Source organism: Kordia sp. (assembly GCF_050633145.1).
Taxonomy (GTDB): domain Bacteria; phylum Bacteroidota; class Bacteroidia; order Flavobacteriales; family Flavobacteriaceae; genus Kordia.
The window spans coordinates 1-11,509 of sequence record NZ_JBOEFY010000098.1 but is presented as its reverse complement, the minus strand read 5'-3'; the positions used below and the strand labels follow the sequence as shown (position 1 = coordinate 11,509).

General features: G+C 34.0%; 10 protein-coding genes. 4 read left to right on the top strand and 6 right to left on the bottom strand.

All coding sequences use genetic code 11. The annotated features are described in order from the left end of the window. Positions 1-43: 43 nt before the first annotated feature. The 4 genes from ACRBBL_RS27150 to ACRBBL_RS27135 form a co-directional block, all read right to left on the bottom strand. Complete coding sequence (locus ACRBBL_RS27150; RefSeq protein ID WP_431372252.1) at positions 44-721, bottom strand: response regulator; 678 nt, start codon at positions 719-721, stop codon at positions 44-46. Between the two features lie 10 nt (positions 722-731). Further along, on the bottom strand, positions 732-1,544 hold the full coding sequence (locus ACRBBL_RS27145) for a sensor histidine kinase (RefSeq protein ID WP_431372251.1): 813 nt from the start codon (positions 1,542-1,544) through the stop codon (positions 732-734). After that, the gene (locus tag ACRBBL_RS27140) at positions 1,511-2,005 is read right to left on the bottom strand and encodes a hypothetical protein (RefSeq protein WP_431372250.1); all 495 of its coding nucleotides are present in this window, start codon (positions 2,003-2,005) and stop codon (positions 1,511-1,513) included. The genes ACRBBL_RS27145 and ACRBBL_RS27140 overlap by 34 nt, the downstream gene beginning before the upstream one ends. A gap of 202 nt (positions 2,006-2,207) precedes the next feature. Beyond that, complete coding sequence (locus ACRBBL_RS27135) at positions 2,208-2,762, bottom strand: hypothetical protein (protein WP_431372249.1); 555 nt, start codon at positions 2,760-2,762, stop codon at positions 2,208-2,210. A 421-nt stretch (positions 2,763-3,183) separates the two neighbouring features. On the opposite strand from ACRBBL_RS27135, the gene ACRBBL_RS27130 reads away from it, so the two are divergent. From ACRBBL_RS27130 to ACRBBL_RS27120, 3 genes are all read left to right on the top strand, one after another. Then, positions 3,184-4,776 (top strand): DUF1254 domain-containing protein, encoded by a 1,593-nt coding sequence (locus ACRBBL_RS27130; RefSeq protein WP_431372248.1) that lies wholly within the window; start codon positions 3,184-3,186, stop codon positions 4,774-4,776. A gap of 94 nt (positions 4,777-4,870) precedes the next feature. Beyond that, positions 4,871-6,610, top strand: a complete 1,740-nt coding sequence (locus ACRBBL_RS27125; RefSeq protein WP_431372247.1) for a sulfatase-like hydrolase/transferase — start codon at positions 4,871-4,873, stop codon at positions 6,608-6,610. A 55-nt stretch (positions 6,611-6,665) separates the two neighbouring features. After that, positions 6,666-7,466 carry a tyrosinase family protein gene (locus ACRBBL_RS27120; protein WP_431372246.1) on the top strand — a complete coding sequence of 267 codons (801 nt, stop codon included), beginning with the start codon at positions 6,666-6,668 and terminating at the stop codon, positions 7,464-7,466. Between the two features lie 283 nt (positions 7,467-7,749). Here ACRBBL_RS27120 and murB read toward each other — a convergent pair whose 3' ends face one another. Continuing rightward, positions 7,750-8,766, bottom strand: coding sequence for a UDP-N-acetylmuramate dehydrogenase (murB, locus tag ACRBBL_RS27115; protein WP_431372261.1), 1,017 nt, complete (start codon positions 8,764-8,766; stop codon positions 7,750-7,752). 21 nt (positions 8,767-8,787) lie between these two features. Next, positions 8,788-9,978, bottom strand: a complete 1,191-nt coding sequence (locus tag ACRBBL_RS27110) for a pyridoxal phosphate-dependent aminotransferase (RefSeq protein ID WP_431372245.1) — start codon at positions 9,976-9,978, stop codon at positions 8,788-8,790. A 235-nt stretch (positions 9,979-10,213) separates the two neighbouring features. Between ACRBBL_RS27110 and ACRBBL_RS27105 the strand changes: the two genes are divergently transcribed. Continuing rightward, entirely contained in the window at positions 10,214-11,479 is a 1,266-nt protein-coding gene (locus tag ACRBBL_RS27105) for an aspartyl protease family protein (RefSeq protein WP_431372244.1), read from the top strand. The last annotated feature ends 30 nt before the right edge of the window (positions 11,480-11,509 follow it).

The following is an 11,509-nucleotide window of genomic DNA, read 5'->3' as shown; positions in this document are numbered from 1 at the left end:
CACCTAACACCTAACACCTAATACCCAACACCCAACACCCAAATCACTTCCTATTCGTCTTCAATAAAGGAATATCAAGCAATTCATTTTGTAATACGTAAACTACCAATCCGGCAACATTTTTACAGTTTAGTTTTGATAAAAGATTGTTGCGATGTCCATCTACAGTTCGAGCGCTGATGAATAGTTTTTCGGCAATTTCTGGTGCGGTATATTGTTCGCAAATCAATTGTAAAACTTCTGTTTCCCTATTTGTTAATTCTACAGAGAATTGCGCTTTTGGTTTTTTCTTTGAAATGATATTTTCTCTAATAATTGCCAAGACTTCCGTATTGTAATGAAATCCTTTTTCATAAACAGCTTCAATGGTTTCTACAACTTCTTGAGGTTGCGAGTTTTTTGGTAAATAAGCAACTGCCGATAATTCAATCATATTAATGATAAAAGCTCTGCTAAAGTGTGTAGAAATGACAATGATTTTTAGTGTTGGATATTTCTTCTGAATTATTTTTGCGACTTCAACGCCATTCATTTCTGGCATCTTTAAATCGAGTAGTAAAATATTGGGGATGGTTTCGCTCTGCGATAATTTTTCTAACAAATCGATTCCGTTTTCAGCTTCTAAAGTTACGTTCAAATGTTCGTAATCATTTAGTATTAAACTCATTCCTTTTCGGAATAATGCTTCGTCGTCTGCAATAGCAATAGAAATTGTTTTCATAGTGAATAATTTAAATGTTATTGGTTTGATCAGGAAGAACATCTATAACGACATTTGTGCCATTTTTTGTAGAAGAATTTAACTTGGAAGTTGCATTGATAATGCGCAATCGACTTTCAATATTCTTCATTCCAAGTCCTTTTTTATGTGCTTTGTCCGTACTGTCGAAACCAACACCATTATCCTGATAAGAGAATGTAATTATAGTTGGATCAATCTTTAAATTCAAATCAATTTCAGTGGCTTTTCCGTGTCGAATAGAATTTTTAATGAGTTCTTGTAAAACTCTAAAAAGGTTCAGTTCAACCAAAGAATCATCAATCTTGTTTTCGCCTTCAGTCGTAAAATCTATTTGAATTGCTCCGATTAAATTATAACTATGTTGTAATTCACGAATTGTTTCTATCAAGCCAAATTCTTCTAAAGTTGGCGGTAATAATTCATGTGAAATAAACCGTATTGAATTGATCGTAGTATTTACAACAGTTTCAACTTCGTCAGTAATTAGATCGATTTCTTCATCAACTTTGCCATACTTTTTAAGACGACAAACATTTAAAAAAATCACATTCAGTTTTGAACCAATTTCATCGTGTAAATCACGTGCAATGCGATGTCTTTCTTTTTCTTGAGTTAAAATAGTTGCATGCAATAACTCTTCTTGATGCTTATAGTCTAACTTTTGAACGCGCATTTGTTCTTTCAATAATCGCTTTTGGGAATGATTTACAAAAAGCACAAAAGCCATTGCAAAAGCGAGCATAATTAGTATGCCAATGACCATGAGTGTCATAAAGTTGTTTTCTTGAAAAATACTTTCCATAATCCTATCAAGATAAGCAATTGAAAAATAAAGTTTAAGAATGCATTAAAAGCCCAAAATGGGACATATACCTGCATGTCTTTTAAATACACATTACTACACATAAATATAAATAGACTTCCTGAATAATAGACAAGTATTGCCGAATTGATCAATCGTATGCTTTTAGATATAGCAACAGAAAACAAAGGATTCTCCACAAGGTTATAAAAATATAATATGGCATACCCAATAATGCTTATTTGAACAAAGGTTTTTGCAAATGTGTTGAATCCGAAAACGCTTTGAAAAAACAGGGAATTAATGATAATAAAAAGACTTCCAGCTATGACAAAATACCAAAAAGCAGTTCTGAGAAATACAGGCTTAGTAAGTAAACTTTTAAAGAAATATGAAAGCAATAAAAATTCGCCCAAGGTATAAATATGTAACAACGGTAAATTATTGTATCCTAACCTCATAAAAATAAACGCTAGGATTTCAGTCAGCAGATTCCAAATAAGAAAGTAACATAAGCGTTGAAACGGAATATTTAATTTTTTTCGATGGAAAATACAAAACGCTACATTAATGCACAGAAATAACAATGTGATTTTTACGGTATAAGAGTAAATATTTTGTAATGTAGCGTTTGTGTCCATTAAGATGATTTTAGAGTGTTATTTATTCAGGATAGATGATGCCTGGTATTTCTTTTGGACAACCATTAGGACAAGGTTGTGTGAAATTGAAATACGTATACGTTGGTCCATTTGAAGATTTAGCATTAGCGATTCCTCTTGGAGAAGATTCAACAACAAAAATAACCTCGGTAACATCTTTTCCATCTAGCTTTCTTTGTTTCAACCCATTCATTAAAAATATTTTATCATCATCTTTAAAGTTTGTGTTTTTTAGAATATTCCTGAATTCTCTTACGGTAGTGTGTGAACCATAATTTAGTGTTTCTCTAGTATTTTCATATGCTGTAGAATCGTATTTTTTAAGATCATCTCTTACATTATCTATGTAATCTTTATATTGACTCAAATAATCGTATGCTATATCTTCACAAATTTTATATCTTAAAACTCCTTTTTCGCTACAATCTTCCAAGTTGTTCACGAATTTATTTTCTGATTTGGGAGCTTCAGTTTTAGTCTTTTTCTCTTGATTACACGAAAAAAACAAAGCACATACTACTGCAAGTAAAACGGTGTATTTAATAGTTGATTTCATAATTATTTGTTTAAGGGTTCATCCATTTTTCATGTTGAAGATAGGGCAGAAATAGGCTATAAAAATGTTTTTACGCTCAAAACAGGTTGATCTACCTAGTAATTTACGTCAAATTGCCTGTTCTTTTCTTGTGAAAAATCACTTCGACAGTACATCTCTTAAAGAAAAAGAAACTCCGTTATAATGTATTCATAATCAAAAAAATAAGGATTTCATAGTCTGTGTGAAAATCCCCAAGTAGTTCAGCCTGATTTTTCGAAACAGGCTGATGTGCTCTTATACAGAATGATACGATTATAGACATTTGTTACAGAATCAAAACAGCATATTCAATTGAGTATTATACATAAGTTTTGAAGTAACAGGCGACATCCGAAAAGCCTTGGTCAATAGAGTAGGAATCATTTTAAATCCTTAAAATATGTTAGATGCAATACAAAAAACAGTCAAGAAAAAACACACGAATGAATCTTCAAGAGAAGGACAGGCAGGTGATTTTTTAGAATCCACAATTCCAGGTATAAAAACAACCTTTAACAATGCTTTTGATGCCTACATCTACGGATATCCTTTGGTAATGATGGGCGTTACCTTGCAACAATTAAACAATACGCCAACAGAACCTTCTAATGGAGGCGCTGGCGGTGCTCCAATGAATCAATTTGCGTTGCAAACACAATGGCCTGGACCAGAAGCAAAAAATGTTGTCTTACTAAGTACATCAACATTATATATGATTGCTTCTCTTAATTTGAAAGATGAACCTATTGTGATGAACCTTCCTGCGTTTACAAACCCAGATGGAAGTTCTCGATTTTTTATCATGCAGGTTTTAGATGGTTGGACAAATGTAATTGACAACACGCCAGGATCACGAGTAGATAGTCAGCCAGGAAAATATGTTTTTTTAGGTCCAGATTATGAAATAAAAGGAAATCAGTTTGAAGGAATGACGGTTACTCGTATGGACACAAACACAGCTTGGATCATTGGACGTGTATTTTCAAATGGAGCTCCTGCCGATCTTGAATGGATAAACAAAGAAATCTATCCAAAGTTGAACCTTGTACCTTTAAGTCAAATTGATAACGAATCATACATCCCCGAAAATGTAGCTGTTGATCCTGTAGTAGATGTTAGCACAGCGCCTTTTTATCAATTACAACAAATGGATGCATCTGCCTTTTTTGGAAGAATGGCTGCTATGATGAATTACAATGCGCCATTAGATACAGAGAAGGATAAAGAAATGATTTCAAAATTGGAAGCAATCGGATTTAGTATTAATCCAGAAGAAAACCCAGCAATTTCATTTGATTTCACGGAACTCGATATAGAGAAACAAGTGACTTTACAAGCTGGATTGGAGGCTGCGGCACAATTTCTGGAATCTGGCGTTTCTTCCAAAAACCCGAAGACAAATCATTGGGTTTTTCCAAGATATAAGTTTCTTGGAGATTATGGAACAAATTATAAAAATAGAGCAACCATAGCAAGATGGGCATTAGGTGCTAACCGTGTGGAAGATACCGTTTACGGATATGCAAAATTTGATGAAGATGGCAATCATTTGAGCGGAGATTTTAAGTATACAATTGATTTTACAGATCTTCCTCCTGTGAGAGACGATGCTTTTTGGTCTGTAACAATCTACAACAGTGACGGTACTTTGGTAGAGAATACAAATGCACAAGAAGCAGGCGTAAATTATAGTTCTATCGGTCATCCAATGATAGAAAATCATCCAGTAACACCTATAAATGGAGGTATTAAATTATATCTTCAAGCTGATGCGCCAGATAAGGAAACAGATCCTGTTGCATTTAATAACTGGTTGCCAATCCCGAGTAACCAAGAATTAAAAGACACTTTAGGATTTATTGTCTTCTTACGTTTGTATACTCCAGCTTTATGGGGAGAAGAAAAAGAAGGAAATGGCAATTCACCAATTTGCTTAGTCAAAGGGACGGACAATACCAATTGGATTCCACCAGGCATTGTAAAAGTTGGTTAATCCTTAAAAAGAAAATGATGTCAGGTTGCCCTAATCAGGCAACCTGCATCCAACTATTACTAACAACTACATAACTATTATAAATCACGAAATCATGGCAAAATTAAAAGATCTAAAAAAACCAAACATCGTTATTATTATTTCCGATCAGCAAACTTGGAAACAAAATTGGGATACAGTTTGGGCTAAAAATAATTTACCAGCAATGAACAAATTGCTAAAAAATGGACTCGCATTTAACAATGCATTTACAAATGCATGTACGTGTACATCGAGTCGTACAACACTTTTTACAGGAACTTATCCAGCAACACATGGCGCAACTCAAGTATTAGCTTTTGATGATCCTTACAATGAAGATAATCCACCAAAAGGATATACACAGGTAATGCAAGGGCAATTGCGTAACAATATGGATAACATGTTCGAAATGATGGAGAAAGCTGGATATAATGTTGCTTACAAAGGCAAATGGCATGTGAGCAAACCAACGCAGTTTGTTAAAATAAAAGGAAAAGGTCCGTTGAAACCTGATGTAGATCAATTGTATTGGACCTCTAAAGATGTTTCTCATTTGGATAAAATGTACGGAGTGAAAGAGTGGAGTTATCCTGATGCTGGAGACGATGCCAATATTTTCAATTTTGGTGGCGGAAGATTCAATAATGATGGTCGCTTTGTAGACGGTGAAGGTCAAAGTGCGCTGTATGGTAAAAAATTACCAGGGATGAGTGTAAAAGAATCCAATGAAGAAAGAGTAAAAACAAGTGCTTTGGAATACATTAAAAACTATGATGATAAGAAACCCTTGTTTTTGGTAGTTTCGCTTGTAAATCCTCACGATGTTTTGTCGTATCCAGGGAATGAAACAGTATCTAGTCCTGATGGTACACCTCGCAATCCACCTTTATATAAACTTGGAGGATACAAAGACGGCGATTTTAAAGATATTAATGTTTCACTGCCATCAACATGGAATGAGAAACTAAACACCAAGCCAAAAATTCAAACTACTTGGCAAAACTTGTTGCAGGGATTTGGAGAGATCAATACCGAAGAAGTTGCGACAAACTATGTGAAATTTTATGCCTATCTAACATCTCTTGTCGATAAAGAAATAAACAAAGTTTTAAAAGCATTGAAAAAAAATCCAAAGACAAAAGATTCTTTAATTATTAGAGTCAGTGATCATGGAGATATGGCAATGTCACATGGGATGATGCGTCAAAAAATGTTCAATGCATATCAGCAAACCATCAATGTTCCTTTGATATTTTCGCATCTTTCAGATCAAAAGATGTTCGCAGGAAAAACCACAGAAGCTTTTGCAGGATTGATCGATTTGATGCCAACAATTGCTGAAATTGCAGGTGTTAAGACAAAAAAATATAAATTTCAAGGAAAGAGTTTGGTGTCAATTTTAGAAAATCCTGAAGAAACGGTACAAGATCATGTTCACTTTACATTTGATGATAGTTATATTCAAAGTGACACACCACAGAATATGGGCGCTTGTCGTATTCGTTGTATCATACAAACGAAAGGAAATCAAAAATGGAAATATTCGGTGTATTTCGATCCTAACTTCGGACAAGAAATGGAATACGAAATGTACGACATGACCAACGATCCTGAAGAAAGATACAATCTAGCATATCGAGGTGTCAAGAAAGTAATACAACTGTACAATGCTTCTAAAAAAGAAAAAATCAAAAAAGCAGCCATTCTAAAAAAGCGTCAAGAATTGCATAAGCTATTAACAAAAGTAATGCTTGAAAAAGGTACGATGCCAGATACTGTTGTTTGGCCAAAGGTTTCTGGAGGAGATGCATAATGCTAAAAAAGCACATTCGTTAGTATCATTATTAACCATTCAAAAAACTTAAAACATGAATACTAAAACCATACATATTCGTAAAAGTGTTTACGATCTTTCGGAAAAAGAAATATCAAATTTGCGAAAAGCCTTTAGAAGGTTATATAAAAATCGAGTATATCAGGAAAAAGCGGGTATTCTGATCAAAGATGGACATTACATGCGAAATGATATGCTTTTTCTGCCTTGGGCGAGAGCTTATTTTGCAGATTTTGAAAAGGCACTTCAAGACGCTGTTCCTAATGCGAAACCTGTTATTACCTTGCCATATTGGGATTACACTTCTGAAAGAGCAAGAGAAGAAGGGATTCCTCCGTTATTGGCAGATCCGTATTATGAAACCAGAAAAAAGAGTAGGAAAGGAGCTGAAAAAGTCAAAAAGAGACCAAACCCATTTTATAGAGCTGAATATGAAATTCCTTTACACACGTTTAGAAATGATACGCCAAATAATGAATTACTAAACTCAGCACTAGCTTTAGCTAATAAAGCAATGAAAGCCGATGATTTTGTTACTTTTGGTACCGAAATTTATCTGACGGATGTTGCAAGTCACGTATATCTAGGCGGTTCGTCTGCTAACACAAACTGTACTGCGTATGATCCTATATTTTGGTTTACGCATTGTCAGTTAGATCGTTTTTGGGATCAATGGCAAAAGCAACCTAAGCGTAAGGATCTCGGAAAATCTAGTATGCCTGATGCTGTCTTGAACGCTAACTTAAAACCTTTTAGCAAAGCCGAAGATGACAAAACATTGAAAACTAAAGATGTATTAAATACAAAGAATCTTGGTTATATGTATGCAGACTAAGATTAGAATACTTACTAAACAGTACAAAAGCATCTCGTTATGAGATGCTTTTTTTATATGAAATTTTAAATGTAAACGAGGAATTAGGGATTTGGTATGAGGGATTAGTAGTGAAAAGGTAATGAAGTTTAAGAGTTTGTCAGTTTACGTTTTGATTTAAAAAGTAGTGTACATAATTTAAACAACAAACAACACTTCTAAAAGCGCGTCAGCGCAATCTAATAGCGAAGCGGTCTAATATCTAACAGTGCACTAGCACGGTCTAACAGCAAAGCGATCTAAATTAAATTACATTCACTTCCGCTTCAATAGCGATATTGAATTTTTCTAAAACGGTTTCTTGTATTTTTTTTGCTAATGCTAGAATTTCAGCTCCTTTGGCATCTCCGTAATTCACTAAGACTAATGCTTGATTTTTGTGAACACCAGCGTCACCAAATCGTTGTCCTTTGAAACCACATTGCTCAATAAGCCAACCTGCAGGAACTTTAATTTCAGTGTCTGACACTACATAATGCGGAACGTTTTCGTGTTTTTGTTGTAAAATATCAAATTCAGCTTTTGGAATGACAGGATTTTTAAAGAAACTTCCGCTATTTCCAATTTCTTTTGGATCTGGAAGTTTTCGTTGGCGAATGGCAATAACTGCATCGCTCACATCTTTAATTGTAGGTGCTGTGATATTATTACTTTCCAACTCTTGTTGAATGGCGCCGTAGGAAGTATTCAATTGGTGATTTTTTGAAGTCAATCTAAAAAATACCGAAGTAATAATATACTTTCCTTTTGCTTCATTCTTAAAGATTGAATTTCGATACCCAAAATTACAAGCTGAAAGTGTGAATGTTTTTTCTTCTTGAGTTTCTATATCAATTGCTTTACAACCTTCAAAAACATCTTTTAGTTCAACGCCATACGCACCAATATTCTGAATTGGAGAAGTACCAACGTTTCCAGGAATTAAAGATAAATTTTCAACGCCGCCTAGATTATTGTCAATACACCAAAGTACAAATTCATGCCAATTTTCGCCAGCTTGTATTTCAACGATCGTATCGCCACGCATATTTACAGCAACTACTTCTTTTCCTTTGCTATTGATATGTAAAACAGGTGTCTCCATATCGCCAGTAAGCAACATATTGCTTCCGCCACCAAGTACAAAATACTTCGAAAATTGTGGTAGCTGTAATGCTTCAATCAATTCCTCTTTGTTAGAAACGGAAATAAAATATGTTGCCTTTGCATCAATACCAAACGTATTGAATTCTTTTAAGGAAACGTTATGTTGTATAGAAATCAAATACTTTCTTTTAAATAATTAAGCGTTGTATGTTTGTAAAGCTTCTTTTAAAATGGCTACGGCAGTAATTAAATCTTCTTTCTTTAATACATACGCAATTCGAACTTGATTCAATCCAATACCTGGCGTAGAATAAAATCCTGCTGCTGGTGCTACCATGATTGTTTCACCATTCAAATCAAATTTTTCTAGAAGCCATTGGGCAAAATCATCTGCGTTTTCTACAGGCAATTCAGCAATACAATAAAATGCTCCTTTCGGATTTGCTACACGAACACCATCAATCTTTTGCAATTCTGAAACAAGTGTATTTCTACGTTCTACATATTCTTCAATAACATCGTCAAAATAACTTTGCGGAGTTTCTAAAGCAGCTTCACTAGCAATTTGCGCATAGGTTGGTGGCGACAAACGTGCTTGCGCAAACTTCATCGCAGTTGCCATAAATTCTTTGTTTTTAGATACAATGCAACCAATTCGTGCACCGCACATGCTGTAACGTTTTGATACGGAATCAATTACAATGGTATTTTCTTCCAGTCCAGCTTCTTGCAAAACAGAATAATGTGTAAGTCCGTCATACGCAAACTCACGATATACTTCATCAGCCACTAAAAACAAATCATGTTTCTTTACAATACGGGCTAATTTTTGAATTTCTTCTTTTGAATATAAATATCCTGTTGGGTTTCCTGGGTTACAAATTAAGATCGCTTTTGTTTTTGGCGAAATCAATTTTTCAAACTCTTCAATAGGAGGCAATGCAAAATTGTCTTCAATTTTAGACATTACAGGGACAACTTTTACGCCTGAAGCTGTTGAAAATCCGTTGTAATTTGCATAAAAAGGTTCAGGAATAATTACTTCATCACCAGCATCCATAATACTTCCAAAAGTAAAAAGTAAAGCTTCACTTCCGCCAGTAGTTACAATAATATCAGTTGCAGTTACATGAATGTCATTGTTCGCATAATAGGCTGCAATTTTTGTTCTGTACTCTTCGGAACCTTCCGAGCGACTATACGCCAGTACTTCAATGTTGTTGTTTTTAATAGCATCGAGTGCTACTTGAGGTGTCTTAATATCTGGCTGACCGATATTAAGATGATATACTTTTGTACCACGTTTTTTTGCATCTTCTGCATACGGAACCAATTTACGAATTGGCGATTGTGGCATGGCAATTCCTTTGTTAGAAATAGTTGGCATAATCTTACATTTTAATGATTACAAAAATGCAAAATATATTTATAATAATAAACGATTTTACATATTTTCAATAACGTTAAAAAATATATAATATTAGAAGATAAAAAAGGATTTTTTGTATCTTGGTTTGTTACCAAAATATCCCTCTTATAATTTGCAACCACTGAAAAAACATATCGTTCTCATTTTACTTTGTATAGCTGGAATTGTACAAGCGCAAAGTAAGTTTAATATAATGAATGGGAAGGATAAAGCTTCTGTCCGTTTTAAATTAATCAACAACCTAATTGTTATTCCTGTAGAAATTAACGGAGTAGAAATGTCTTTTCTATTAGATTCTGGAGTGAACAAACCAATTATGTTTAGCTTAAATCCAGGTGATTCATTATCGATTGAACAAAAAGAACGTATTCAACTTCGCGGTTTAGGATCGGGAGAACCTATACAGGCTGTAAAAGCACGATCGGACACATTTAAAGTGAACAATATTCTAAAGTTAAACTTAGAACTTTATATCATACTAGATCAGGAAATCAATATGTCTACACGTTTAGGTGTGCCTATTCATGGAATTATTGGCTACGATATGTTTAAAGATTTTATTGTGGAAATTAATTACAGTGCAGAAAAAATTAAGTTTTACAATCCTGAAAAATATGAATATCGAAAGTGTAAGAAATGCACAGATTTACCGCTAACCTTCCGAAATAACAAACCGTATATAGATGTATCGGTTGCAATTGAAGAAAATGCAGAACCTGATGTTCCTGTAAAATTATTGATAGATTCTGGCGGAAGTGACGCCTTGTGGCTTTTTGAAGACGAAGTAAAAAGAATTAACATTCCTGAAAAGAAATTTGACGATTTTTTAGGGAGAGGATTGAGCGGAAGCATCTACGGAATGCGATCGCGAGTAAAGAAATTTAACATAGGCAAATTTGCATTTGAAAATGCTAAAGTGGCTTTTCCAGATTCTACAGCAATTGCGTATGTAAAAAACTTTAAAGAACGTAACGGGAGCATTGGAGGCGAAATACTAAAGCGTTTCAAAGTCATATTCGATTATCGTAACAAACGTATTCGTCTTCGAAAAAGTAAATATTTTTCAGATCCCTTTCGATACAATATGAGTGGTATAGAATTGCAACATAATGGAATGCGTGTTATTCAAGAAGTAAAAAAGCGAAACAATACTTTACAAACTAATTATGGTCGTCAAACAGGTACAAATGATTTTAATATAGTTTTTGAACATTACAATTCTTTTAGTTTAGTGAAAGCCTATGAAATCGCAGAAATACGTAAAAATTCACCAGCAGAATTTGCAGGACTAAAAGAAGGCGATATTATTATATCAATTAATGGGAAAGTGGTTGATAAAATGACACTCAACAAAGTAACAGGAATGTTAGAAGGAAGAGAGAACAAACGAATGCGCTTAAAAATTCTACGTGGTAGAAATGTATTAAAATTTGAATTTAGATTGAAAGAAGTACTTTGATTTAGATGCGCTTCGCTTTTGGATCGCTTC

Coding starts and splice junctions, on each gene's coding strand:
- ACRBBL_RS27150 (WP_431372252.1), bottom strand. CDS start 721: ATGAAAACAATTTCTATTGCTATTGCAGACGACGAAGCATTATTCCGA.
- ACRBBL_RS27120 (WP_431372246.1), top strand. CDS start 6,666: ATGAATACTAAAACCATACATATTCGTAAAAGTGTTTACGATCTTTCG.
- ACRBBL_RS27105 (WP_431372244.1), top strand. CDS start 10,214: ATGAATGGGAAGGATAAAGCTTCTGTCCGTTTTAAATTAATCAACAAC.
- ACRBBL_RS27135 (WP_431372249.1), bottom strand. CDS start 2,762: ATGAAATCAACTATTAAATACACCGTTTTACTTGCAGTAGTATGTGCT.
- ACRBBL_RS27110 (WP_431372245.1), bottom strand. CDS start 9,978: ATGCCAACTATTTCTAACAAAGGAATTGCCATGCCACAATCGCCAATT.
- ACRBBL_RS27125 (WP_431372247.1), top strand. CDS start 4,871: ATGGCAAAATTAAAAGATCTAAAAAAACCAAACATCGTTATTATTATT.
- ACRBBL_RS27140 (WP_431372250.1), bottom strand. CDS start 2,005: ATGAGGTTAGGATACAATAATTTACCGTTGTTACATATTTATACCTTG.
- ACRBBL_RS27130 (WP_431372248.1), top strand. CDS start 3,184: ATGTTAGATGCAATACAAAAAACAGTCAAGAAAAAACACACGAATGAA.
- ACRBBL_RS27145 (WP_431372251.1), bottom strand. CDS start 1,544: ATGGAAAGTATTTTTCAAGAAAACAACTTTATGACACTCATGGTCATT.